Below are 25,137 nucleotides of genomic sequence, written 5' to 3'. Positions count from 1 at the left end.
GTGCAAAAGTCAGATTCTCGCGACAGATATTTACGGTAGGAAGTATTCCAGATTTGGGTTGGGGGGCAACCCACAGCCCCTTTTTGTATAGATGGTTCAAGCGTTACGAGACATGCGGCAGGATGATCTGAAACGTCGTGCCGTCCGTGTTGCTGTCAGACAGTTCGATGGTCCCGCCATGTGAAGCGATCATCGCCCTGACGATGCCGAGGCCCATGCCGGTGCCACCTTGTTCGCGGCGCGTCGAAAAGAAGGGCTCGAAGATGCGCTCTCGATTGCTTTCGGCAATGCCGGAGCCGTTGTCGCGGATCTGGATGGTGGTCCGGCGCCCATCGGTCGTGGTGTTGATCCTGAGAGCGGTCGCGCCGTTTTGAAAGGCATTTTCCGCAAGGTTGGCAAAGACGATGCCGGCGACTTCGCCGGGCAGTGCGATGTTCGCGTCCGTGCCGTCGTCCCCGATGATGGTCAACTGTCGGAAACTTGCGGCCAAATGCCCGATGATATCAGTCATGTTGCTGAGGCCCGGCTCGGACGGCAATTCGGCCTTTGCCAGATCACGCAGGCGTGACAGCAGCATATCCAGGCGTTCGGTATCCGCGATGATATTGGCGAGGAAGTGATTGCGCTGCGCCTGGCTCATCGGATTGTCGTCGTCATCGTCGCGCAGAAGTTCTGCCGCGCCCTTGATCGAGGTGAGGGGCGATTTCAGCTCGTGGGAGACATGTGCGGCGAAGGAGCGGACATAGTCGGAATGATCGACCAGCTTGTCGGCAAGATCGAGGAAGCTCTGCGAGAGGGTTGCAACCTCCCGCGTGCCGTAGCTGTCGAGCGGCCGGATCGCAGCTCTTTCGCCCCGCGCGATTTCGTCGGTCCGGGCGATCAGGGCATTGATCGGAACGGTCAGGGTACGGGTCAGTACGTAGGCGACCACGAGGGTCAGGATCAGGACGACGGCCAGGGTAGCGATTTCCGCCGGGGCAATCGCGCCGGATGCGACCCGCACCGCGCGAAACCAGATGACGGTCAGCACGGGTAGCGTCATCACGGTCAGCAGCACCGCATAGACGATGAGGTAGAGCGGCGGCCTCCACTTCGGCCTCACCTGGGGCGTGCGCATCACGCGCTCCCTTCCATGCCGGATGTCAGCTTGAAGCCGATGCCATGGACCGTGGCGATAATGCCCTTGCCGCCGGCTGCCGAAAGCTTGGCGCGGATATTGCGGATATGGCTGTCTATGGTGCGGTCGGCAACCTGCATATCCGCCCCGTAGGCTGCTTCCATGAGCTGATCGCGGTTGAAAACGATCTCCGGACGCGACAGCAGCGTATCGAGGATGGCGAATTCGAGCGCAGTCAAAATCAGCGGCACATCGGCGAAGGTGGCGGTCCGGCCGCCGCGATTGAGGCGCAGCAGGCCGGCGGATATGGAATCTTCCTTGATGTCCGGTCCGGCGCCATGCCCGGCCCGTTTCAGGATGGTCTTGACCCGGGCCACCAGTTCACGCGGGCTGAAGGGTTTGGTGACGTAATCGTCGCCGCCGATCTCAAGGCCCAGGATCCGGTCTATTTCTTCGTCGCGCGCCGAGAGAAATAGGATCGGGAGATTGGATGTCTTGCGGATCCGGCGGCAGACCTCCAGCCCATCCATCTCGGGCATGCCGATATCGAGCACGATCAGGTCGATACCGCCCCGGTGAAAGGCCATCATGGCCTCCGCGCCGTTGCGGGCCGTCGTCGTCGCCATGCCGGCGCGATCGAGCGCGAAGCAGATCACGTCGCGGATATTGGGTTCGTCGTCGACGACGAGGATGCGCTTGATCATGCCGTGCCCATTTGAGTTGTACCGCCTGTTTTTCTTCGTTTCAGCCTCATCTTGCAAGGGCGGGGTGATCGTAAAGGTAACGATCGAGACGGGTGGCGCGGAAAGTCCAGCTTCTCCAGTCGCTCTGTCCCTCCCACTCGGCCAAGGCAAGCTCGTTGCGGAACCTGCCGGCGAGAGCGATACGTTCCGTTGCCTCTGCAGGGGCAGCGGCCATGAAGGCATCGAGTGCCGGGATGGCGGGCGGCCCCAGCGTCCAGAGATAATAGATGTCGAGTGGCATGCCTTCGCCCGATACCTCCCGGCTATGGGCAACATTGAAGCGGGCAATGAAGGCGGGAATGTCGACAAGGGCGGTGGCATAAAGCGTCACGGCCAGCGTCGCCATGCTGAGCGCCACCAGCCATTCGTTGGAGCGCCGCAACAAGATGCGCAGGAGGATGAGAAAGAGACCCATGGCGACGAGACCCATCCAGATACCGGCCGCGACCCGTAGTTCCGTCAGTGAATAGGATTCGACATAGAGATCGAGCCTGAGGATGGAGGAGAGGCAAAGGAGGATGTTTTGCCCGATCCACAGATGCACAAGGCCGCGAATGAGGGTGCTCTTGTCACCCGGTCCGCCGCGACGCATGGCGGCGAGTACGAAGGCCGCGGCGAGGAGTGCCGTTACCATCAGCGGATAGGCGCCGCGATGGGCGTATTCGGCGTGGCTCATGCCATCAGGCAGATTCACGCCGCCCCAGAGATAGGTGAGATCGAGCAGCGTCTGCACGGCAAACAGTGCATTGAAGACGACGAGCGAGCGTAGCAGCGCCGCATGCCCGAAGAATTCACTCTCAAATCTTGTGGCATCGATGATCTGCTCGCGGCGGCGCCAGGCAAGGCGTTTGAGGCGCGGGCGAAGCATCACGGACATGAAGGTGGCGACGACGAGCCAGAAGGCGATGCGCCAGGGATCAAGGAATTGCAGCAGATAGGTGAGATCGAAGCTGCGCAGCACCTTGTCGATCAGCGGATTGGCCATCGCGAAGAGGGCAATGAAACCGACCGCGAAGGTGAGCGGCATAATCCAGCCGCGAAGATGGTGCCAGAGCGGTTTCGAAGTACGCAGCCGAGCACGGTGGAGCCGACCATAGGTCGCCCTGCGAAATGGCCGCACCGGCAGATCCAGCAGAAAGCGAAGCAGAACGACTGGAAGGCGGCTCCAATGCCGTGGGAAGAGCCCGGTGGTGGCAAGCGAGACGCATGTGATGCCGAGCAGGCTGAGGGTGATGCCCATCCACGACGTGGTCTCGAGAAGCGGAGCCGACAGGATAATGCAAAGAGCCAGAAGCCCGATGATCCTTGAAGGAGACAATGGTCTCCTGGAGCATATCAACAGGCCGATGGCGATGGCATTGATCAGGAGGAAAAGATTGAGGCCTGGCGCCCTGTTGAAAATGAGGAAATCGGCAAGGGCGACGAGGGCGATCAGGATAAGGAGTTTGCGGTTGGAATATTGGGCTGGGTTGGTCGGCACGGCGGGCATGTCAGAGGCGCTCATGGATATCGGCTCTCTCATCTCGTTCGGCGATTGTGAAGGGTATGATCTCCGCGCTTCGAGCGGGTGGATCTGCTTGGGTGCGATGACGATCCACCAGCCACCAGCCTTCCTTGAGAAGACTGTGAGGCAGGCGAACGGGTGGGGCTCTGGATTTGCCGGGTGTCTTGTTCATGGCGCGACAATGGCGCGCGCCTTTGCAGAATCTGTGCAGTGCCCGAGCAGCTATTCAGGAAAATCGCACGCCGGCGACGGCCGAAGCCCTGTAGCCTGTGGTTGCATGCCGCAAAGTCAGGCTTTCTTTCGCCAATGAGGTGTGCCCTGAGTGGCACGAATGTCGTGCTCAAGGAAATAAGGACGGAACCTTTTGAAGTATCATCCGTTTTTGAAGTGCGCGGTTGATTTTGATCGCGCCGCCGAGAATTATAATCAGGAGTGTCTTCATGAAGTTTGCGTTCATTTCCGCAACCACTGCGCTAATCGTTGTTGCCGGTATTGCAGGCGCCGCTCAGGCGCAGCAGAGTGCGGCCACCGGCGCGGATGCCATCCTTGCTGGACCGGGCATCACCATGGGAACGGCCGCAACCATGCCTTTGAAGTATGTCGAGATTCGCAATACCGATCTTGTGACATCGAAACTCATCGGCACCAAGATCTACAACAAGCAGAATGAATCCATCGGCTCGGTTTCCGATGTGGTGATCGGCGACGGCAAGTCCGTCATCGGCGTCGTCGCCAGCGTCGGCGGCTTTCTCGGCATCGGGGAGAGCTATGTGGTCATAGATCCTGCCTCCATCGCCCTGGCGAATGAAAATGGCAGCTGGAAGGCCTATGTCGACACCACCAAGGATGATCTTTCGAAGGCTCCGAAACTCGACTATTCGAAAATCATGAAATAGGCCTCAGGGATGTCGCCGCAGTTTGCGGCGCCTCACATGATCCTCAAACAGGCTGAATGAATATATTGGGCGGTCGCAGGGCCGCCCGATTCTGTTGTGCGGGCGTGTGGCCTCGATTGATGTCGAGCTCAGACGCTTTGACGGCTCCAGCTCGTTGTCACATGCGTCCCGTTCGAGACATCGTAGTCGACATGTCCCTCCAGCCGGGTGGCCATCGCATTGATGAGCTTGCGTCCGAGCCCGGTTCCCTGGGCGCGGCCGGAGAGTTCAAAGCCGATGCCGTCATCTCGTATGCTCAGAGTGGCCCGTTCCGCCTCGGCCTTGAGCGTAATCCAGATGTGGCCCGACCTACCTGGAAAGGCATATTTGATCGCATTCGTCACGAGTTCGGTCGCGATGACGCCGAGCGACACAGCGTTGTTGGGCGTTACGAACATCGGATCGAATTCCATGATCACATCGATGTTCTGATCCTTGCTGCGCGTCGTGCTCAAAAGCTCATTGATCAGCGAGCGCAGATAGGCATCGAATTCGACCTCGCCATCGTTCTCCGATGTGTAGAGGCTGCGATGGACGCCGGCGATGGCGGAGATGCGGCTCTGGGTTTCCAGCAGTGCGGCCTTTGTGTCTTCGGTGCTGACGGTCTGCATCTGCATGCGGATCATCGCCGAGACGAGCGCCAGGCTGTTGGCTATGCGATGGTTCATCTCCGCAAGCAGAAGCTCGGCGCGCTCCTTGGCCAGAAGCAATTGCCGATCGCCGGCCTCCTTCGCCCGGCGCAGGCGATGGTTCTCAACCGCCTGATCCAGCGTGCTGATAAGAAGCGGAAAAAAATCATCCGCCGACGATTTCATGACGTAGTCGGTGGCGCCGTTGCGCAGCGCCGTGATCGCAATCTGCGCATCGCTGGAGCCCGTCACGTAGAGGATGGGAACCGTGCGCGCCTTTTCACCGATTGTCTCGAGGAAATGAAGTCCGGTGCTGTCCTGCAGATAGTGATCCAGCACAACCGCGTCGAATTCCTCCTGTTCAAATGACACGAGGCCGGCGGCGACCGATGGTGCATGATGCAACTGATATCCATTCCGCGACAGGATGCGCTCCGCCAAGCGGGCAAGGGCAGGGTCGTCGTCTACATAGAGGATTTTCGCGTTTGCCATCAGGATGCCGAAGGTACCTGGATCACGGAGAAGAACATCCCGAGATTTCGGATCGCGTTCGCAAAGCCGTCATAGTCCACAGGCTTGGTGATGTAGACGTTGGCGCCGAGATCATAGCATTTCTGTATCTCCCGCTCGTCATCGGTGGTCGTCAGGACCACGACCGGCAGACACTTGGTGTGTTCGTTCCCCTTGATCTGTTCGAGGATATCGATGCCGGACATGTCGGGAAGATTGAGATCGAGGAGAATGAGGAGATGTCGGTCTTTATTGACGAGACCGTCGCGCTCTTCGCCGAGGATAAAATTGAGCGCTTTCTTGCCGAGCGTAAACGGAATGATTTCGTTGTGGACGCCGGCGCGACGCACGTTCTTTTCAATCAGCCGCGCATGACCTTCGTCGTCCTCGATCATGACGATCGTAACTTCCTGACCTGTCGCTCTCATGCCGATATGCTCCTTGTAATTTTTGTGAGATCCGACGGAAGCACCAGCCTGAAAATGCTGCCTGTCCCCAAATCCGATTCAACGGTGATATCACCGCCGAGGTTTCTGATAAGCGAACGAACATAGGCAAGACCTATCCCTTCGCCGGCCTGATCCTGATCACCCGCCCGGCGAAACAGCTCGAACACGCGCTCCTGATCCTGCTTGGCGATGCCGCGGCCATTGTCGCGCACATCGATCCTGATCCTGTCCCGTCCCTCCTGATAGGCGTCCACTTTCAACTCGAGAGGGCGGCCCTTCATCTGATATTTGACTGCATTGTCGAACAGGTTGCCGACGATCTGTTCGAGCGAGAAGCGGTCGGTCACCAGATTGCCCGCCCGGACGGAGATTTCAGCCTTGCCGCCGGCATCCAGAATCTGATGATGGACACTTGCGGCCGTCGCATCGAGCAGGCTTTTGAGGTCGATCCGCTCCGGCTGCAATTTCCGCCGCCCGTCCCGGGAAATCTTCAATATCGCGTTGATCAACGAGTCCATCTTCTGGGTCGATGAACGGATGAAGCCGACAGCTTCGGGCAGATCCTCCTCGACGGCCAGGCGTGCCTCGCGAATATCGTTTTCATCCGGTTTGCTTTTGTCTGTAAGCACATAGGCGCGCAGCGATTTCATCGAGTTTTCCAACTCGCTGAGGAAGCCCATGATGTTGACCAGCGGCGCGCGCAGATCATGCGTGACGATATAGGCGAAGCGTTGAATCTCCTGGTTGGCGCGTATCAGGTCCTGTGTTCGCTCGTTCACGCGTTCTTCCAGTCCCGTGTTGAGGCGCAGCACCGCTTCCCGCGCCCGGGAAAGGTCGCGTATGTGCTGGAAGATAATGGCAATCGCGCCGGCAAGCACGATGACGATCGCAAGGGCGCCGCAGATCGTAACCCAGCGAAGGTTCCCGGCGGCGGACAATTGGTCGGAGACGATCGTGCGCAAGCGATCGTCGATTGTGGCCAGGAAGCCGCCGAGTATGCTCCTGATGTTGTGCATGTAGAGCTCGCCGGAGTTGGTTTTCACCAGGGCGACGGCGTCGGCCATGTTTCCTTGCTGGGCAGAATCGATGGCGGTCTTCAGCTCGGCCATCTTGAGATCGATGGCTTGATCGAGGCCTTTCAATTTGCCGGCATAGTCAGGATCGGCGGAAGCGGATTCCATCAATCTGCTGCGCCGTGCGGGAAGTTCGGCGACGGCCTTGTTATAGGGCGCCAGATACGACGTGTCGGTGGTCAGCAAGTAACCGCGCTGCCCGGTCTCGGCATCCTGGATGGTGCTGAGCAGATCGGCTGCGAAGCTGCGCAACCTGCGCAATTCGGTGGTGCGGGATGAATAATCGCTATTGAGCTGCACAAGCCACAGGGATGAGCCGACAATGACGACAAGCACAGCGATCCCGAAGATCAAGGCCAACAGCGTCGACCGCAAGAAATGCATATTCGATTTCATGTATATCCATCCGCGCGGTGCGACGCGGTGTTTTGTATCGCGACAAATGGCTAAAAGAAAGCACAACATCAAGGGACGTATTGCAAGTTTTTGGCTGCGATCCCGCGCAAAGAGGAGGCATCGGTCACTGCCTTTGGCTGAATTGGGGCAGTCAGAGCAGAATGCTAAGCAAGCCAACGCAGATTTCGTTGTAAAAGAAATTTGTAATAATCGCCGCTGCCTTGCAGGTGTCCCAAAATGGGGCAGTCACTTGTGGAACTTAAGCTTGTGTTTTCCAGCTTCCGGTCGGCCTATGGATTGCCGATCTGAAAATCGATTTGGTGACCGTGCTGTCGTACGCACCCCTGACGACAGCCGGGAGTCCCGGGGTCGGCCCCTCAGCCGGGACCGGGATTCTCGTCAGTGGAGGCCATGCCAATCTCTTTTCGTTGCGCGCGCTTCGTGGTGCATCGACCGGTCCGTGGAACGAGGATTGCAAGGGGGCTCGCGCCATATGAACCCGGGAACAACTTTCCCTGCGGCCCATTCACGGTTTATCCTGATATATAGATGTCATAACTGAGGGATCGACGAGACGGACACTTCAGGCATGCATGAACAAGGCGCAGAGGAAGCCGGCATATGAGAATTACGACAATTACGAACTGGGCCTACGGGATCACCGTGGTCCTGACCGTGCTGTCCGCCGTGGCTTTCATTCTGTCAGCGCGAAGCGCCACCCAGGAAAGGCAAGCGGTGGAGCAGCACCTGCTGCTGAACAGCATGGGCGAAGAGCTTGCGCTGGGAGCGGAGGAGATGACGGACGAAGCCCGTCTCTATGTCATGCGCGGCGATGCAAGGCATCTTGATGCCTTCACGGTCGATGAGGGCGAAGAGCGCCGCCGCGATACCGCGATCAATGCCCTGCGCAACCTTGGCATTCCCGATGGTGAGCTTCAGGTCGTCGAGCAGGTCGCCGCCAATGCAGAGGCGCTCGACAAGATCGAGGGATCGGCTGTCGCAAGCTATACCGGCGGCAATCAGGCGAGTGCCCGCGAGACGCTGTTCGGCCCCGAGCATGAGCGCAACCAAACGGCCTTGCTCAATGCTGTCGCCCAGTTTCGGTCTCTGGCCACCGCGCGCACCGAGGCTGCCGTGCGCAGCGCGCAGGCGCGCAGCGATCTTTGGGCCGATGTCGCCAAGGTGATGCTCGCTCTGACCGCCGCGATATTTCTTGCGGTCCTCTACTTCATCCTTCGGCGCAGGGTTGCCCTGCCGCTCGTGCGCATGACAGGGATCGTCAATCGGCTGGCAAAGCAGGATTATACCGTCGAAGTTCCCAATGATCGCCGGGGAGACGAAATCGGCGAAATGAACGATGCGATACAGATCTTCCGCGAGAATGGGCTGGAGCGCAATCGGCTGGATGCCGAGCGCAAGCGGGATCTGCAGACCAAGGATCTCATCTTGCAGATGATGCACCGCCTCCAGGCCTGCTATGCCCAGAATGAGCTGGCCGAGGTCGTAGCCCTCTTCGTGCCGCGGATCTTTCCTGGCATTGCCGGCTGTCTCTATACCATGAACGAGAGCAGGTCGGCCTTGTCCGAGGTCAGCCGGTGGCTCGATCCGGCTCACACCGAAACATCTTTTCCGGCCTCGGCCTGCTGGGGGCTGCGTCGCGGACGGCCGCATGTCAGCCATGTCGCGGACAATGATATTTCGTGCCAGCATCTGGATGAAGCGGGCATTCCGGGGCTCTGCGTTCCCTTGACCGCGCTCGGCGAAGCGATCGGCCTGCTCTATTTCGAAGACCGCACCAAGGATGCGACCGCCGTGGATGCGCCGCAGCTTTACCTTGAGCTGATCGCCGAAAACATCGGCCTTGCCATCGCCAATCTGCAGCTGCGGGATAAACTGACCAGCCTCGCGGTGCGCGATGCACTGACCGGTCTCTTCAACCGTCGTTCCCTCGACGAGGCTTTGAACACGCTGCACCGCGACCAGTCCGCCCGTACCGTCGTCTGCATGATGATCGACATCGACCACTTCAAGCGCTTCAATGACGAGTTCGGCCACGATGCCGGCGACGAAGTGCTGCGCCATGTCGCGCAGATCGTCTCCGATACGGTTGGCGATACCGGCACGGCCTATAGGTTCGGCGGGGAGGAACTGACGGTGATTGCGACCGACATTGCGGATGAAGAGGGCTTCCGGCTGGCGGAGAAACTCCGCACCGGCGTGTTCACCACGCCCTTCTCCTATCGTGGCCGCATTGTCGGGCCTCTCTCCATCTCGGTCGGTGTCGCTTCCTCTCCGATTTCAGGGCCGACGACGACCTTGATCAACCGTGCCGACGGCGCTCTGCTGAAGGCGAAGCTGAGCGGGCGCAACCAGACGGTAGCGGCCTTTGCGATGGGAACGCAAGAGGCCTTGAAAAGAGGCTAGCCCATCGCATTCCCCCGGGGCTGCTCTATTTCCCGCCGTAGGGTATTGGCAAAACCCTGGGTTTTATTCAGCATGCGAAGCAGCGTTGCCGTGCTTCGTTCCGGAGCCCTGCAGGCGTCAAATATCGTTGTTCTCGATGGTGCATAAATGCGCCTTGAAAGGCGCATCGGTCGGTTGCGCCGGTAATGGCGAAATGGGAGTGGAGATTTCGTGACTACACCTCACACAGCAACCCCCTCAGCCGGCACGACCCCTCAGGCACTGGGTCTCGATCCCGAAGTCGGGCGCAAGCTTCTGGCCGGGATCGAAGCCGGCCTCCTGCGCGACCTGCATGTCGTGCTTGCCGCTCGCTCGGAGCATGTGTTCCTGGAATATTATACGACCGGTCGCGATGAAAACTGGGGTGCGCCGCTCGGCGATGTCCCGTTCGACGCGCAGACGCTTCATGATCTTCGCTCGGTGACCAAGAGTGTCGTCAGCCTTCTCTACGGCATCGCACTGGATAAGGGATTGGTACCGCTGCCTGAAGCGTCGCTTTTCGCGCAATTTCCCGAATATGCCGATCTCGGTGCTGATGGCGATCGATCGAGGATCACCATTGAACATGCACTCACGATGACGCTTGGAATGGAGTGGGATGAGGACCGTCCCTATACCGATCCCCTGAACAGCGAAATCGCCATGGAAATGGCGGAGGATCGTTATCGTTTCGTCCTCGAACGTCCGATCGTTGAGCCGCCGGGAACGAGCTGGATCTATTCCGGCGGCAGCGTCGCGCTTGTGGGGGCGATCATCGAGCGAGGTAGCGGCAAATCCCTACCCGATTTCGCACGGGAAACCTTGTTCGAGCCGCTTGATATCGCGACATTCCATTGGTCTACCGGACATGACGGGGTGGCTTCCGCGGCGTCGGGGCTGCGTCTGACTGCCCCCGATCTGCTGAAGATCGGGGTGCTTGTTCTGCAGAAGGGCATATGGCGCGGCCAAAGGATCATTTCCGAAGACTGGATCACACAGTCGCTGACACCGGCGATTCCAACTGGAGATGGTCTGAGCTATGGCAGGCTCTGGTTTTGCGGCGATGCGCCGGCTCCGGCCTTTCCCGATGCACGGCCATGGTATGCCGGGTTTGGAAACGGCGGGCAAAGACTTTGGCTGATGCCCGATGCGAATATAGCCGCCGTCATCTATTCCGGCAAATACAATGAATGGGACGCGTGGATTACACCCACCCGGATCTGGCGCGAGATCATTCTTGCCAATTTCCGGGAGGTTTGAAGCCGTATCATGGCTTTGTCCAAAGATAGCTTTCCCACACTCTCGACCGATCGCTTGCGGCTGCGCGAGCCGACCGCCGATGATTGCCAGGGCTGGCACGACCTGCTTTCGATCCCGGAAGTCACGCGGTTTTCGAATTGGCCGGATGCACCGAAGAAGCCTCAGGCGGAGCGATCGTTGAAATGGATGTGCACGGCCTTGTCGAAGGGGAAGGGCTGCGCGTGGATCATGGAAGAAAGCGTATCAGGACGACTGATCGGCGCCATCCGCTTCAACAGTATCAACCGGTATTCGAGAATGGCGGAAATTGGGTATGAACTACATCCTTCATCCTGGGGCAAAGGACTGATGAGCGAAGCGGCGCGGGCCGTGGTCCAATGCGGTTTCGAAGATTTTTCGCTGAACCGTATCGAGGCCTGGACGCTGCCGGGAAATGTTGGATCCGATCGGGTTCTCGAAAAGGCCGGCTTCCGATATGAGGGAACGCTTCGTCAGAAGGCGTGGTTCAAAGGGACATTCCATGATTTTCGTATGTTCGGTTGCCTTGCCGACGAACGATAGGGGTTGCCTCCCAGTAATATGGTGCCGGGAGTTCAGGCCGTTAATGCGGATTGAAAATAGTCTCGCGGCGACCGCCCAAGGGAGCGCCGAAACATCGCCGAGAAGGCACTCGGGCTGTCGTAGCCGCATTCCAGGGCGACCTCGAGAACGCTTTTTTCTTCCGCCAATAATGCCAGCGCCTTCAGCATTCGGGCTTGCTGGCGCCATTTGCCGAAACTCAATCCCGTCTCGCGTTGAAACAGCCGCATGAAGGTTGCCCGGCTCATATGAAGCTGCTGGGCTGCCTGTTCGATGGAGAGTTCGCGAGCAAGATCTTTGCGCATCCAATGGCAGAATTCGGCGAGTGCCGTATGCGTCGGCATCGGCAGGTTGAGCGGCTGTGCCGGCAGGAAGCTCAGTTCGAGGAGGAGCAGGCGGATAACACCGTTCGCCATCTCCGGCCTGTCGGGTTGGCCCACCAGTTCGGCGAGCCGAAGGATAAGCTCGCGCAGCAGTGGAGTGACCTCGACCACCATGCAGTCTTTCGGCAGGGCCGCATCGCTCTCGGCGTCGATCAGCAGCGAGCGAAATTGCACGCTCGTATGGCTTGTGGTGACATGTTCGAGGTTCGGCGGCAGCCAGACCGCGCGGCTTGGAGGGACGACCCAGGTGCCGCTACTCGTCGTCAAGGATATCACGCCGCTAACGGCGTAGAGGAGTTGCGCCCGATGGTGGCTGTGCCTGGGGCTGGAAAAATGGTGATCATCATGCGCGATGACGGCAACGTCTTCGGTAACGCTGACACCAGACTGCAAATATGCCTGATCCTTTTGCGACGATAATTGATCCATACGCGTGAGAATATCATGGCGGGGAACGATAACCTAGAATTCGTTCAGGCAGGAATCTCTCGTCAGGTGTTTATCTCTTCCCGCAATATGCATGGCTCCGACAGGCTGCATCCGGCAGCCGTTGCATCCTTGCACTTGCAGGCAAGCTCGACTGACGCGCTTGCCAATCTGCTTGTTTCCGTTGCGCTGCGACTTAGCGGCGGTCGTCGGGACTGACGGCATCCCGGCGACCGTAGGCTGCTGTCCGCTTTTTCCCAAAATACCAGCACGCAACGGAACGGATCATGTTGAAGAATCCCGAGACCAAATATCGCCCCTTTATCTCACCCATCGAATTGCCTGATCGGCAATGGCCGAGCAGACGGCTCGCCAAGGCGCCGCGCTGGCTGTCCACGGATCTGCGCGATGGCAATCAGGCACTTGCCAATCCGATGGATGTCGAGCGCAAGCTGCGCTTCTACGACATGCTGCTCGCCTCCGGCTTCAAGGAAATCGAAGTCGCTTTTCCGTCGGCCTCGCAGATCGAGTTCGATTTCGTCCGCGCCTTGATCGAGGAAGATCGGATTCCCGAGGATGTTGCGATCCAGGTGCTGACCCAGTCACGCAGCGATCTCATCGCCCGCACCTTTGGATCCCTGATTGGCGCCCGCAAGGCCATCGTTCATCTCTACAACGCCACCGCGCCGCTCTTCCGCCGCGTGGTTTTCGGCATGGAGCGGCACGAGATCGTCGATCTCGCCGTCAGCGGCGTGACAGCGATGCTGGAGGAGAGCCTCAAGCAGCCGGATACCGACTGGACCTTCGAATATTCGCCTGAAACCTTCTGCTTCACCGAGCCGGATTTCGCGCTTGAGATTTGCGAGCGCGTTCTCGACGTCTGGCAGCCGACAGTGGATCGCCCGGCCATCCTCAACCTGCCCGCCACGGTCGAGGTGGCGATGCCGAACGTCTATGCCGACCAGATCGAATGGTTTTGCCGCAATATCTCGCGCCGAGACGCCGTCGTCATCAGCGTCCATCCGCATAATGACCGAGGCACGGCGGTGGCCTCTGCGGAACAGGCCCTGCTTGCCGGCGCCGACCGCGTGGAGGGCTGCCTCTTCGGCAATGGCGAACGCACCGGAAATGTCGATCTGGTGACGCTGGCGATGAACCTCTACACGCAGGGCATCGACCCCGAGCTTTATTTTCCTTCGATCCGCGAGGTTGTGGGCACGGTGGAATATTGCAACGGCCTGCCCGTTCATCCGCGTCATCCCTATGCGGGTGAATTGGTGCACACGGCCTTCTCGGGCTCGCACCAGGATGCCATCCGCAAAGGGTTTGCCGCCCACGAACGCCGCAACGACGGCATTTGGGAAATGCCCTATCTGCCGGTCGATCCCGCCGATATCGGCGAGAGCTACGAAGCGGTCATCCGCGTCAACAGCCAGTCGGGCAAGGGCGGCATTGCCTGGGTCATCGAACAGGACAAGGGCCTGAAATTGCCGCGCGCCATGCAGGTCGATTTCAGCCGGCACGTGCAGCTTCTCGCCGATAAAACCAAGCGGGAGCTGACCGCCGAGGATATCTGGGCGGAATTCGTCCGCGCCTATCGCCTCGATGATACCGGCAGCTTCACGCTTGTGGATTATGAAGGCGGTTTTCGCCGAGGCTCCGGGTCGGAACGCATCTTCACCGGCCGCATCCGCCATCGGGATCGAGAGATTGCCATAGCAGGTCGCGGCAATGGTCTCGTCTCAGCGGTGCTGGCGGCGCTTGCTGAAGCCTTTGGCGTGGAGTTGAGCGTCATCGACTATCAGGAGCACGCGCTTCGTCGCGGGACGGACGCAAAGGCAGCCGCCTATCTCCAATGCGCCCGGCCGGACGGCAGGCAGGTCTTCGGCGTCGGCATAGACGACGACGTTGCCACGGCAACGGTCAAGGCGGTCCTCAACGCAGCAAGCGCGGCCGAGTGACGACGATTGGCATCGTTCGCTATCGATCGAGAAACCGGCCGGTAGCGGCAATCGTCATGCAGCGGTAGCAGGTGCCGGATCAATCGACTTGCTGTAACCAGCCGCGATAGTGGACGATCAAGCCGAGAACAGGCAGGGCGATCGAGACATCGAAGTGGAAACGATCGCTCTCCGACCATTCATAGGCCGTACTGCGCGGCGCAAGAAAGAGCGGCAGAGGAACGCCAAGAAATGACCATCCGCGGATCTCCATGCTAAGCCCGTTGCCGCGCGGGAGGAGATCGAATGCGAAGCGAAGCGGGCCGAAGCGCTCGACGAGATGACCCTTGTCCTCGCTCAAGCAACGGGAAAAACGCAATCCCGAAAAGTCGCGGGTCCAGCACTCGGTGCCGCTCTCTTCCTCGAAGGAGACATGCAGAGGATGAATTCCCTCTGGGGGAAATCCGAACAGTTTGGCGACCAGGCGGGCGGCAAGGGAGGCCCCACGGCTGACGACTGCTTCACCCTCCGCCCCGCCGTCGCCGAAGACTTCATGCATGGCACGTACCGGCTGCGACAGGAGAGGGAAAGTCTGACCCATGACGCGCCGATAAAGCGGGGTATAGGACATTTCCCTCGTTTCGTCGGTGGTGGCCAATGCCTGAAACAGTTCACGGAACTCGGCAAGCTGCGAGAGACCGCCGGCATACCGGGCGCCGGGCGAAAGCCGGCCGTCTCGCAAGGCGCGCGTCAGCAATTGCGCGGGAAGGGTCGGGATTTCCACGCCATCGCCATTCTCGGCAATCAACGTCCAGCGACGGGCCTTCATCGCGCCGTGCGCAATCCCTTTTGCCTCTATCGTGACAGCCGAACGTGCGGTGCCTAACCGCGCTGTAAGACCCTGAAGCGGCAGAAGGAGACGCCCAAATCCGCGCAGCGATGCGATGTAACCCCAAGTAACCGGCCAGGATAGCAGCCACAATGCCAAGGTCTGGAAGGCAAATTCCGGTCCGGCCCGGAAGATGACGCTCGGCCGTCCTTTTACGTGGTTGACCAGCAGATCGTGATCCGGCACGTCGGCGAGCGCGACCAGTCGCTGCAAGCTCGGCCGCCCGGAAATGGCGTAGGTTTCCCGCTTTAGCATGTGCCAGCCGGTCTTTTCCTGCCAGCGCCGGCCGCGCCACACACGCACCGGCTTGCCGACATAGCTCAAGATCGCGGATGCGACCGAGACCCCCGCCGTTGCGCGGTTGGAAGCGCCGATAGACATCTCGATCGAACGGATCTCGTCCATGTCGTGAGTGAGGTCGGCGACAACGGCGCTGGACAAAGCGGGCACGCTTGATGCACCTGAGATGATGCAGATCCCGGCCGCCCGGGCTCGTTCATCAAGCTTGCCGATAGCGCCGACGAATTCGCGGGCATCGGCGAGGTCGATATAGTGGACACCCGCAGCGATGCAGGCTTCTGCAACCCGGTAGTCGCTCTGCTGAAATGGCCCTGCGGCATCGACGAGCAGAAATGGCCTGTGCTCGTTGAGGATGGCCGTCATGTTACCATTGCGGTCGGCGCGCAGTGCAGTTGCATTCGGCAACTGACGGGCCAGGGCCTCTGCCGCCTCAGAATTTCGGCCGGCAACCAGAACCTCGAAACCATCGCTGGCCAGCCGTCGTGACAGGCGCGAACCGAAGCCGCCATAGCCGCCGAGAACGAGGACTTTCTTCAAAGGATGCGGTCCGCCTGCTCAGGCGTCGGCAGCCAGCAGGTCTCGCGCTTGCCGAAGATGCGGTAGCGATTGCGGGCCAGCCAGCGATAGGCGGGATCGCGTAGCCCCTTCGGGACAAAGCGCAGCAGGGAGAATGCTTTCCAGGGCCAGCCGAGGCCGGCATAGATGCCAAGTATCGCGTCGCTGTCTCGCAGCACCTGCGCACCGTCAACGACGATCATGCTGTCCGGATCGGCGGGGTCGATGCCGAAACGCCGATAAAGCCCGGTTCCGGTTTCATCCTGCATGGAGGCGAGACGAAAGCGGCCGATGCGGTCATGGCGGAGCACGAACTGGGCGTTGGCCGAGCAGAGAACACACATGGCATCGAATACGATGATGGGGCCTTGATATTGGCTGCTATTGCTGTCGCTCATGAGGGCGTCGGAGTTCCTGCGGTAGTTCTCCGATAGCTTTGCCCGGCTGCGCGCCACGCGTCAATTGCGGGATCACAAGGGGCTGCTCGCGAGCCTACAAAAGCGTGTGATGCGGATCATGATGGTGCGAAGAGACCGATGCTCTACCTATCTGCGGAATAGATCCGACCCGATCGCGACGATCGGGCCGGATGTTGGGCTTAGCGATAGCGCCAGCCGCCGTGCCACCACTCACGGTGTACCCAGTAGCGATGTCCATCCCAATAGCCGCGTCCCGGATAGAAGGCGCCATAGGCCGGGCCAACGGGCACGACGACGACAGGCCGGCCGTTGGGGTGGCAATAGCCATAGGGGCCGCGATGGAAGCCGTAGCCGCATCCATCGGCGGCTTCGGCTTGCGAGATCGTTGCGAAGCAGGCTGCGGCCGCAAGGGCCAGCAAGGTAATCTTTCTCATGATGTCCTCTAAAGAGCTTGATTATTATCCCTTCAGCACTTGAACGGCTGCGACCGGCAAATCCGTCGCTGGCTCTTCAGATTTTCATTCGATTGTCGATGGAGGCACGGGCGCGACCGGAAAGCGAGTAACGGCCTGTGGTCATGGCCGGATCATCGGAGGTGCTTCAAACGAACTGCGATCAGGATTGCGTTTCCATTGCCCGGGATGGAAGGTTGGACTTCGCGGGACATGCTTTCTCGACTGCTGCTTCCAGCTTCGTCTCTCTCATGAGCCTTCCCCGCAGCAATGCGCGCAGGGTCATGGGCACGGTCCTGTACCGTTCCCCAAGACATAGATGCCCGTCGGAGCCGTAGGTGAACAGGAGCTGGCGGCGGGCGAAGACATGGGCAAGCCACAGGGCAAATGCTATTCCGACGCCCCAGCCCATCAGGGTATCGCTTGCCCAGTGCGCGCCGACCCATTGGCGCGACAGGCAGATCAGGACGCCGGCCGGCATGAAGACCGGGCGCAGACGGGGAAAGACCAGCGCCAGCGACATTGCCATGGCGCCTGCCGTTGCCGAATGTCCGGATGGAAAGGACGCAAAGTCCGCGTGAAAGGTGAAAGGCCGAAAATAGAACGCGCCATTCGTTTGCAGGAGTTCCGGCCGGGCGCGGCCGATGGTGTTCTTGAGCAGCGAAGCGACCAGGCCGCCGCCGGCGACGGAGAGGAAAATGAAGGCGGCGGCGGTTGCGATGAGATCGGTGCCTGTCCGCGCGGATTTCCGCAACTTATGCGCCGGCGCGAGGACGGCGAATACCAAAAGGGCGCCGCTGAATGACAGGACAAGAAGGCCGGTGCCGAAGCTGCTGATCCATTTTGCCGCTCCGCGCAGCTGGTGCGGAAACGCTTTCATCCAGACGCCCAAGGGGTAATCGGCGGTCATCATCACAAGCAGAGACAGGGCGAGGAAGATGAGGATGATCGCAATCGGGCGCTCAAGGAGGGCGCGGTTGGCCGGAGGCGGGAGCGTCGGCGCGTCGAAGAAGCGTCTGATGCCGTTGACCAGGCGGGCACGGCAGGTGCTGGCAATATCTGCTGATGTTTCCCTCATGGGCTGAGAACCATGCTGGAGCACGGGTGGAAGGCCAGTTGCCCGTGGCGGGCAATAAGTTCGCTGGTGGGTCTGGCCTTCATCAAGCTGTGTCTCGGGTTCCGTCTTCTCACGCTGTCACTGCTACAACGACACGCTGACAACCGCCTGAAAGGGCAGCCGCATTGCATTCGGGTTGTTAGGGAACTCCGACATTGCCTGTGCATGACGCAGCGGATCGGAGTGCCAGAATTCGCCAATCGGAGCGCAACATTGCCCTTCATTAGGCAGCAATGCTCGATATCGAGGTCATCCCGCTTGAAAGCTCGGCTGCGGCGAGGTTGAAAAGGGATGAATTGCCAAGAGGATGGCGGGTGAGACAGCTCGTAGACGCCAAAAGAGCCAGCGAAGGATTGCGTTACATGGCTTTTTTAGCGACAATCGATGTTGCGTTCGGTGGGAGGAGCCAGATGCACGAATATTCCGCGCATGCGGATCAGGTCTACGCGTCAGCACAATCGGCCGCGGCCAGTTCTTCGGTCGTCGCCTCCTGGCGCCGTTGCATGACGATGCACCGTCTCGCACCGGAAGAGAAACGTTTGCCAATGCGGCTGACGGGCCAGGAATTCGCGGCTGCCATGGAGCGCTCCGAGCGCCTGATTGCGGAAGCTTCCAACGAGCTGGATCGCCTCTTTCTCACAGTCGGCAAGGCTGGATGCTGCCTGCTGCTCACCGACCGGGACGGCATAGCGCTCGAGCGCCGCGGCGCGGTTGGAGACGACAAGGAGTTTCATGACCTCGGTCTATGGACAGGCACGATCTGGACCGAGGCAAGCATGGGCACCAACGGCATCGGCACAGCCTTGGCGGATGATCGGGCCGTGGCGATTTTCCGCGATCAGCACTTTCTCTGCGCCAATATCGACCTGAGCTGCACGACCGCGCCGATCCGGGATCATCGTGGGCAATTGGCCGGAGCGCTCGACATTTCCACCTGCCGTGATGACGTCAACGATGTGACTTTGGCGATCCTCTCACAGACCGTTCGCGATGCGGCGCTGCGTATCGAGCTAAACCTGTTCAGGAGCGCCTTCGCCGGTGCCCGCTTTGTCATGGTTCCCACGGATACGGCGTCCACATCGGCGCTTCTGGCCGTCGATCGTAATGATCTCGTGCTCGGGGCGACCAAGGCGGCCCGTCTGGCATTGAAGCTGGACGATCATCGCATTGCCGCCGGGATTCCCGCCTCGGACGTGTTGCGCGAGCAGCAAGGAGGGGTGGGCGAAGACCTGCAGGAGGCCGAGCGCGCCGCGTTGTTGCGTGCGCTTTCGCGCGCGGACGGCAATGTCTCGCAGGCAGCAATGGCGCTCGGCATGAGCCGCTCGACGCTGCATCGGAAGATGAAACGCCTCAATTTGCATTGATTTGCCCGTGATCGGCATTTGTCTGGCGCAGCTGTCGCAGAGTTGCGACACTGTGCGCTGCGGTATTGGTCGCCAACACTACCCAGAAAAAGAGGATGGACGCAGATTTCTCCCATTGGGTCCCTATCCCGGACCTGCCGACCAAGGGAGGATGGCATGCTGCATCAGAAGATCGTCGAATCTCCGTTCAAGTTGAAATATGGCAATTACATCGGTGGCCAATGGCGCGAACCGATCGGCGGCAAATATTTCGACAACCTCACACCGATCACCGGTGGCAAGATCTGCGAAATACCGCGCTCCGACGAAAAGGACATCAACGCCGCGCTCGATGCCGCCCATGCGGCAAAGGACAAATGGGGCAGGACCTCCGTCGCCGAGCGCTCCAATATCCTGATGAAGATCGCCCAGCGAATGGAGGACAAGCTGGAGGTGCTGGCGCAGGCGGAAAGCTGGGATAATGGCAAGCCGATCCGCGAGACCATGGCCGCCGACATTCCGCTTGCCATCGATCACTTCCGCTATTTCGCCTCCTGCATCCGCGCGCAGGAAGGTTCGATCGGCGAGATCGACCATGACACCGTCGCCTATCATTTCCATGAGCCGCTTGGTGTCGTCGGGCAGATCATTCCGTGGAACTTTCCGATCCTGATGGCCGCCTGGAAGCTTGCGCCGGCACTTGCGGCCGGTAATTGCGTCGTCATCAAGCCTGCCGAACAGACGCCGGCTTCGCTGCTGGTCTGGGCCGAGCTGGTGGGCGATCTCCTGCCGCCGGGCGTTCTCAACATCGTCAACGGCTTTGGCCTCGAGGCCGGCAAGCCGCTTGCCACCAGCCCGCGCGTTGCCAAGATCGCCTTTACCGGCGAAACGACGACCGGCCGGCTGATCATGCAATATGCCAGCCAGAATCTGATCCCCGTCACGCTTGAGCTTGGCGGCAAGTCGCCGAACATCTTCTTTGCCGACGTTGCGGCCGAGGACGATGATTTCCTCGACAAGGCGCTCGAAGGCTTCGCAATGTTCGCCCTTAACCAGGGTGAAGTCTGCACATGCCCCAGCCGCGCGCTGATCCAGGAATCGGTTTACGACCGCTTCATGGAAAAGGCGATCAAGCGTGTGGAAGCGATCAAGCAGGGCAACCCGCTCGATTCCGCAACGATGATCGGTGCCCAGGCTTCGAGCGAGCAAATGGAGAAGATCCTCTCCTATCTCGATATCGGCAAGCAGGAAGGCGCGGAAGTGCTGACGGGCGGCGCGCGCGCCGATCTCGGCGGCGAGCTGTCGAGCGGCTACTACATCAAGCCGACGATCTTCAGGGGGCACAACAAGATGCGTGTGTTCCAGGAAGAGATCTTCGGCCCGGTGGTTTCGGTGACGACCTTCAAGGACGAAAAGGAAGCGCTCGAAATCGCCAATGATACGCTCTACGGCCTCGGTGCCGGTGTCTGGACGCGTGACGGCAATCGCGCCTATCGCTTCGGCCGCGAGATCCAGGCGGGTCGCGTCTGGACGAATTGCTACCACGCCTATCCGGCCCATGCGGCCTTCGGCGGCTACAAGCAATCCGGCATCGGGCGCGAGACGCACAAGATGATGCTCGATCACTACCAGCAGACCAAGAACATGCTGGTGAGCTACAGCCCGAAGGCGCTCGGGTTCTTCTGAGACCTCCCAATGAAGCCAATGAGGCTCCCAGCTGTGGTTGGGGGCCTTCGTGCATTGCGGTCAATCAAGGAGGATGATCATGGATGACATAGGCACGGAGCCGCGCGTACTGGCGACAGACAAGGCGCTCGACCTCATCCGCGAGATACAGCAGGATCATCCCGATATCCTCTTCCATCAATCCGGAGGCTGTTGCGATGGCTCATCGCCCATGTGCTATCCGGTGAACGAGTTCATGATCGGCGACAACGATGTGAAACTCGGCGAGATCGGCGGCGTGCCTGTCTATATCAGCGGCAGCCAGTTCGAGGCGTGGAAGCACACGCAACTGATCATCGACGTCGTGCCCGGCCGTGGCGGCATGTTCTCGCTCGACAATGGGCGTGAGAAACGGTTCCTCACCCGCTCGCGGCTTTTCGGCGGCGGCGAGGCCTGTGCAATTCCGGATATCGGCCGCCCGCCTGCGCGATAAGCTGCGCGGATCTTGCTTGTAGTATTTGCCTAATACCCGCAGTGCACATTCCTTTGCTAAACTATGCCTGTTGGTTTTGAGGGAGGAACACGATGCCAGCAGCAAAGATCTTGATGATTACAGGTGATTTCACCGAGGATTATGAAACCATGGTGCCGTTTCAGACGCTGCTTGCCTGCGGCTACACGGTGCACGCGGTCTGCCCCGGCAAGAATGCCGGCGAGACGGTGGCGACTGCCATCCACGATTTCGAAGGCGACCAGACCTATTCCGAAAAGCGCGGTCATAATTTCGCATTGAACGCCACTTTCGCCAGTATCCGCGCCGAAGATTACGATGCGCTGGTAGTCCCAGGCGGCCGCGCACCGGAATATCTTCGCCTGAACCCCGATGTCATCAAGGCGGTGCAGCACTTCTTCGAGGTGGGCAAACCTGTCGCTGCAATCTGCCATGGAGCGCAATTGCTGGCGGCTGCCGGCGTACTCAAAGGGCGAACCTGCTCGGCCTATCCCGCCTGCCGCCCGGAAGTGGAGCTTGCCGGCGGCATCTATGCCGATATCGCCATCAACGATGCAGTGGCCGATGGCAATCTCGTGACCGCGCCCGCCTGGCCGGCACACCCATCCTGGCTGCGCCAGTTCATGGCAGTTCTCGATGCGAGCGCCCTGTCGGAAGCCAACGCAGCTTGAGGCAAAATGGGGAGGCATGCATGTGCGAATTGTTCATCAAGGCCGATGCAAGGCTCTGGGAAAGCACGACGCGATCCCTGCGTATCGATGGCATGGTGACCAGCGTGCGGCTGGAAAATTTCTTCTGGTCTAAGCTGGAGGAAATTGCCCGGCGCGACAGCATGAATGTGGTGCAGCTGATCACGAAGCTGCATCACGAGTCGATCGATGCCGGCCATGATCTCGGCAATTTCACATCGTTCCTCCGGGTCTGCTGCTCACGCTATCTCGACCTGCAGCTTGCCGGAGATATTTCAAGCGATCTCTCCGAACCCATCGCCGGGCTCGATGCCCCGGCGATCCTCGACCGGGAGCGTCTGAAATATCATTGATTCCGGCTTGCTCTCCGCCGCGCCCCACGCGGCGGAGAGCACGGTTTTTTGCCCAGCCGCCTAAAGTTTGGCGAAAGCACGCTTTTCCAGATCCATCCTGCCTCCCGTGGCGTCTTCTGCAAGGGCGTCTTGCAGGCGGCTTCTGATGAGATTAACCGCCGCTTCCGCGGCCGTCTCCATATAGCTCGGGTCGCGATGCAGCAGCACCACCGCAAACGAGCCATCGAGAAGCAGCATGATCTGCCGGGCAAGGGAAGCGGCTTCAGCGCCAGCTCCGGCCTCTGTAAAAACTCCCGAAAGCCAGTTCTCGACGCGCTTCTTATGAGCGCGGGCAACAACCAATGCGGGGTGGCCAGGAAGGTTAACCAGCTCGACAGAGGTGCGCAGGAAGCCGCAGCCTTTCCATTTTCCACTCTGTGCCGAGCGGGCGAGCTGGCGAAAAATGCCGGCGACTTTTTCGGCTGTGCTGCCTTCCTCCTCATCGAACCAGCGTTTGAACACAGCAAGATTCGGCTGGTCGCGCCTCTCCAGATGAGCGGCGATCAGGTCATCCTTGCTGCGGAAATGATAGTAGAGGGTGCGCTTGGTCACCCCGGCTTTTTCCGCGATCGCATCGACGCTGACGGCCCGGATGCCATCCTGCTGGAAGAGCTTCGCGGCGGCTAGCAGAATACGGTCGCGTGTCGGCAGGGTTTTATCTTTCATGACTTCAAAGTATACCGGGTAGTGAATATACACAACGCGGCAATCATCCCATGCTGCCGGCCATGAGCGACGAAGCGATCCTTTCATCGACCATCAGCGGTCAGCCGATTTCCATTCGCTGCGAGGACGGCGTTGTCCTTGGCGGTCATCTCTGGCGCGCGGCGAGGAGTGCCCCCGTTGGTAGTGTGATTATCAATCCGGCGACCGGCGTCCTCGCGCGCTACTATCATCGCTACGCACAATTTCTGGCGAGGCGCGGCTTCGATGTCCTGACCTACGATTATCGCGGCATCGGCCAATCACGCCCGCAGCAACTCCGCGGCTGCCATTATCGCTGGCGAGAGTGGGGCGAGCGGGATTTCGAGGCCGTGCTTCAATTCATGGTCAAGCATCGCCGCGATGGTCCGCTCATGGTCGTCGGCCACAGTATAGGCGGTTTTCTGCCCGGACTAGCTGCAAGTGCCGGGATGATCGACCGGATGCTGACCGTCGGTGCTCAATATGCCTGGTGGGGTGAGTATGCGCCGCGCCGGCGTCTCCGCTTGTTCGTCAAATGGCATATCGTCATGCCTACGATGACTGCCTTCTACGGCTATTTTCCGGGCCGCCGGCTTGGCTGGCTGGAGGATTTGCCGAGGGGCGTCGCGAATGAATGGAGCTTTCGTGGACGCCGGTTCGAGAGCAGCCATCCGAAGGGCGAGAGGAAAGAGGTGCTGCGCCGAATGGCTGCGGTCACGGCGCCGATCCTGGCGGTCGCGGTTTGCGATGATGAACTCGGCACCGTGCCGGCTGTCCGCCGTACCCTCGATTACTATACCGGGGCGCAACGCACGGCGGTGCTGTTGACCCCATCCGATTTTGGCCGCGATACAATCGGCCATTTCGGTCTGTTCCACGACAGCCACACGGCCGGTTTCTGGACCGATACGCTCTCATGGCTGCAAGAGGAGCGAAATCCCTGGCCGGCATCCTCGGTAAACTCAGGCGGCTGAGCGCTCGTATCGGCTCATATCGCGGCTGATCGGAATTTCACCCAATGGCCGAGATCGCCAGCCTGTGGCGCGCTTGCCTTGCCGTTGTGACCATCACGCTACATACTCACCATGTTTCAAATTGCTCGAGGGAGGAAGGCAATGCGGACATCACTCTACGAGCTCAGCGTGCCGACCTTCCTGCAAACCGTGAGAGCTGTCGGAGGCTTTCTGGACCGAGCGGCCACCCACTTTTTTAACACGGGTGTCGATCCCGATAATTTCGTAAATACCCGCCTGTTCGATGACATGGCGCCATTTCATTTTCAGATCGAAGCGGCGTGGCATCACTCGGTGTGGGGTGTCGAAGCCCTCAAGACCGGTGCGTTTACCCCTCCCGCCCTCGTCGGACCTGTTCCTTTCACCGATCTGCAGGCGATAATAGGCAGGGCAGAAACAATGCTGGAGGCCTTCGTTCCCGAAGAGATTGACGCCTGCGCGGGCAAAAACCTGGACCTCCAGATCGGCCCGCGACGGCTTGCTTTCACATCGGAGACCTTCATTCTCTCTTTCTCTTTGCCGAACTTCCATTTCCACGCCGTCACCGCATACAACATTCTGCGCTTGCGGGGCGTGCCGCTCGGCAAACGTGATTATGAGGGTCGGTTGCGCACCCGTTCGTTCTGAGCCGAAGCTTGGTCCTCGGCAAAGGGACTGTTGCCACTCGAACAACACGCCCGCCGGCCCTTCATGAGTTAACGGCCCTGTCAGAACAATGATTT

24 protein-coding genes are annotated in these 25,137 nt (G+C 59.8%); 12 read left to right on the top strand and 12 right to left on the bottom strand.

Features of this window, described 5'->3' with window-relative positions; genetic code table 11:
* Positions 1 to 103: 103 nt before the first annotated feature.
* From A6U86_RS22065 to A6U86_RS22055, 3 genes are read right to left on the bottom strand one after another with little or no spacing between them, the layout of a single operon-like run.
* Positions 104 to 1,117 (bottom strand): HAMP domain-containing sensor histidine kinase, encoded by a 1,014-nt coding sequence (locus A6U86_RS22065; protein ID WP_068395265.1) that lies wholly within the window; start codon positions 1,115 to 1,117, stop codon positions 104 to 106.
* Positions 1,117 to 1,821 (bottom strand): response regulator, encoded by a 705-nt coding sequence (locus A6U86_RS22060; protein WP_068395263.1) that lies wholly within the window; start codon positions 1,819 to 1,821, stop codon positions 1,117 to 1,119. Before A6U86_RS22060 ends, A6U86_RS22065 begins: the two co-directional genes overlap by 1 nt.
* A gap of 46 nt (positions 1,822 to 1,867) precedes the next feature.
* On the bottom strand, positions 1,868 to 3,364 hold the full coding sequence (locus A6U86_RS22055) for a DUF4153 domain-containing protein (RefSeq protein ID WP_068395260.1): 1,497 nt from the start codon (positions 3,362 to 3,364) through the stop codon (positions 1,868 to 1,870).
* Between the two features lie 440 nt (positions 3,365 to 3,804).
* On the opposite strand from A6U86_RS22055, the gene A6U86_RS22050 reads away from it, so the two are divergent.
* A complete protein-coding gene (locus A6U86_RS22050; RefSeq protein ID WP_068395258.1) occupies positions 3,805 to 4,260 on the top strand; it encodes a PRC-barrel domain-containing protein in 456 nt (151 codons plus the stop codon).
* A 128-nt stretch (positions 4,261 to 4,388) separates the two neighbouring features.
* Here A6U86_RS22050 and A6U86_RS22045 read toward each other — a convergent pair whose 3' ends face one another.
* Genes A6U86_RS22045 through A6U86_RS22035 form a run of 3 tightly spaced genes read right to left on the bottom strand, consistent with a single transcriptional unit; the run spans position 4,389 to position 7,356 of the window.
* Positions 4,389 to 5,420 carry a sensor histidine kinase gene (locus A6U86_RS22045; protein ID WP_068395256.1) on the bottom strand — a complete coding sequence of 344 codons (1,032 nt, stop codon included), beginning with the start codon at positions 5,418 to 5,420 and terminating at the stop codon, positions 4,389 to 4,391.
* Positions 5,420 to 5,866, bottom strand: a complete 447-nt coding sequence (locus A6U86_RS22040; protein ID WP_068395254.1) for a response regulator — start codon at positions 5,864 to 5,866, stop codon at positions 5,420 to 5,422. The genes A6U86_RS22045 and A6U86_RS22040 overlap by 1 nt, the downstream gene beginning before the upstream one ends.
* The gene (locus A6U86_RS22035) at positions 5,863 to 7,356 is read right to left on the bottom strand and encodes a CHASE3 domain-containing protein (protein WP_068395252.1); all 1,494 of its coding nucleotides are present in this window, start codon (positions 7,354 to 7,356) and stop codon (positions 5,863 to 5,865) included. The genes A6U86_RS22040 and A6U86_RS22035 overlap by 4 nt, the downstream gene beginning before the upstream one ends.
* A 621-nt stretch (positions 7,357 to 7,977) precedes the next feature.
* Between A6U86_RS22035 and A6U86_RS22030 the strand changes: the two genes are divergently transcribed.
* From A6U86_RS22030 to A6U86_RS22020, 3 genes are all read left to right on the top strand, one after another.
* Positions 7,978 to 9,780 (top strand): diguanylate cyclase, encoded by a 1,803-nt coding sequence (locus A6U86_RS22030; protein ID WP_068395251.1) that lies wholly within the window; start codon positions 7,978 to 7,980, stop codon positions 9,778 to 9,780.
* 210 nt (positions 9,781 to 9,990) lie between these two features.
* Complete coding sequence (locus A6U86_RS22025) at positions 9,991 to 11,058, top strand: serine hydrolase (protein ID WP_083196940.1); 1,068 nt, start codon at positions 9,991 to 9,993, stop codon at positions 11,056 to 11,058.
* A 9-nt stretch (positions 11,059 to 11,067) separates the two neighbouring features.
* On the top strand, positions 11,068 to 11,619 hold the full coding sequence (locus A6U86_RS22020) for a GNAT family N-acetyltransferase (RefSeq protein WP_068395249.1): 552 nt from the start codon (positions 11,068 to 11,070) through the stop codon (positions 11,617 to 11,619).
* Positions 11,620 to 11,651: 32 nt separating this feature from the next.
* Here A6U86_RS22020 and A6U86_RS22015 read toward each other — a convergent pair whose 3' ends face one another.
* Complete coding sequence (locus tag A6U86_RS22015) at positions 11,652 to 12,413, bottom strand: helix-turn-helix transcriptional regulator (protein WP_141683782.1); 762 nt, start codon at positions 12,411 to 12,413, stop codon at positions 11,652 to 11,654.
* 320 nt (positions 12,414 to 12,733) lie between these two features.
* Between A6U86_RS22015 and leuA the strand changes: the two genes are divergently transcribed.
* Positions 12,734 to 14,407 carry a 2-isopropylmalate synthase gene (gene leuA, locus A6U86_RS22010; RefSeq protein ID WP_068395245.1) on the top strand — a complete coding sequence of 558 codons (1,674 nt, stop codon included), beginning with the start codon at positions 12,734 to 12,736 and terminating at the stop codon, positions 14,405 to 14,407.
* A 79-nt stretch (positions 14,408 to 14,486) separates the two neighbouring features.
* Here leuA and A6U86_RS22005 read toward each other — a convergent pair whose 3' ends face one another.
* From A6U86_RS22005 to A6U86_RS21990, 4 genes are all read right to left on the bottom strand, one after another.
* The gene (locus A6U86_RS22005; RefSeq protein WP_068395243.1) at positions 14,487 to 16,112 is read right to left on the bottom strand and encodes an SDR family oxidoreductase; all 1,626 of its coding nucleotides are present in this window, start codon (positions 16,110 to 16,112) and stop codon (positions 14,487 to 14,489) included.
* Complete coding sequence (locus A6U86_RS22000) at positions 16,109 to 16,528, bottom strand: thiol-disulfide oxidoreductase DCC family protein (RefSeq protein ID WP_068395241.1); 420 nt, start codon at positions 16,526 to 16,528, stop codon at positions 16,109 to 16,111. The genes A6U86_RS22005 and A6U86_RS22000 overlap by 4 nt, the downstream gene beginning before the upstream one ends.
* Before the next feature lie 200 nt (positions 16,529 to 16,728).
* Complete coding sequence (locus tag A6U86_RS21995) at positions 16,729 to 16,983, bottom strand: GCG_CRPN prefix-to-repeats domain-containing protein (protein WP_068395240.1); 255 nt, start codon at positions 16,981 to 16,983, stop codon at positions 16,729 to 16,731.
* 181 nt (positions 16,984 to 17,164) lie between these two features.
* Positions 17,165 to 18,079, bottom strand: a complete 915-nt coding sequence (locus A6U86_RS21990; RefSeq protein ID WP_068395238.1) for a phosphatase PAP2 family protein — start codon at positions 18,077 to 18,079, stop codon at positions 17,165 to 17,167.
* Between the two features lie 449 nt (positions 18,080 to 18,528).
* Between A6U86_RS21990 and A6U86_RS21985 the strand changes: the two genes are divergently transcribed.
* The 5 genes from A6U86_RS21985 (at position 18,529) to A6U86_RS21965 (ending at position 22,679) form a co-directional block, all read left to right on the top strand.
* The gene (locus A6U86_RS21985) at positions 18,529 to 19,482 is read left to right on the top strand and encodes a helix-turn-helix domain-containing protein (protein WP_068395236.1); all 954 of its coding nucleotides are present in this window, start codon (positions 18,529 to 18,531) and stop codon (positions 19,480 to 19,482) included.
* 156 nt (positions 19,483 to 19,638) lie between these two features.
* Entirely contained in the window at positions 19,639 to 21,147 is a 1,509-nt protein-coding gene (adh, locus tag A6U86_RS21980; protein ID WP_068395234.1) for an aldehyde dehydrogenase, read from the top strand.
* A gap of 79 nt (positions 21,148 to 21,226) precedes the next feature.
* Complete coding sequence (locus tag A6U86_RS21975; RefSeq protein ID WP_136687445.1) at positions 21,227 to 21,619, top strand: DUF779 domain-containing protein; 393 nt, start codon at positions 21,227 to 21,229, stop codon at positions 21,617 to 21,619.
* 92 nt (positions 21,620 to 21,711) lie between these two features.
* On the top strand, positions 21,712 to 22,308 hold the full coding sequence (locus tag A6U86_RS21970) for a DJ-1/PfpI family protein (protein WP_068395230.1): 597 nt from the start codon (positions 21,712 to 21,714) through the stop codon (positions 22,306 to 22,308).
* A 20-nt stretch (positions 22,309 to 22,328) separates the two neighbouring features.
* On the top strand, positions 22,329 to 22,679 hold the full coding sequence (locus tag A6U86_RS21965) for a ribbon-helix-helix domain-containing protein (protein ID WP_068395228.1): 351 nt from the start codon (positions 22,329 to 22,331) through the stop codon (positions 22,677 to 22,679).
* Positions 22,680 to 22,739: 60 nt separating this feature from the next.
* On the opposite strand, the gene A6U86_RS21960 is transcribed toward A6U86_RS21965, so the two are convergent.
* Positions 22,740 to 23,384 carry a TetR/AcrR family transcriptional regulator gene (locus tag A6U86_RS21960; protein WP_068395226.1) on the bottom strand — a complete coding sequence of 215 codons (645 nt, stop codon included), beginning with the start codon at positions 23,382 to 23,384 and terminating at the stop codon, positions 22,740 to 22,742.
* Positions 23,385 to 23,446: 62 nt separating this feature from the next.
* Here A6U86_RS21960 and A6U86_RS21955 point away from each other — a divergent pair, with 62 nt between their 5' ends.
* On the top strand, positions 23,447 to 24,376 hold the full coding sequence (locus tag A6U86_RS21955; protein WP_068395978.1) for an alpha/beta fold hydrolase: 930 nt from the start codon (positions 23,447 to 23,449) through the stop codon (positions 24,374 to 24,376).
* Positions 24,377 to 24,517: 141 nt separating this feature from the next.
* Positions 24,518 to 25,042 carry a DUF1993 family protein gene (locus A6U86_RS21950; protein ID WP_068395224.1) on the top strand — a complete coding sequence of 175 codons (525 nt, stop codon included), beginning with the start codon at positions 24,518 to 24,520 and terminating at the stop codon, positions 25,040 to 25,042.
* Positions 25,043 to 25,137 lie beyond the last annotated feature (95 nt).

The sequence above is a fragment of the Rhizobium sp. AC27/96 genome, assembly GCF_001692325.1.
Classification (GTDB): Bacteria; Pseudomonadota; Alphaproteobacteria; order Rhizobiales; family Rhizobiaceae; genus Rhizobium.
Note: the sequence above shows the minus strand (reverse complement) of the source record. Positions and strands in the feature narration are given on the sequence as shown.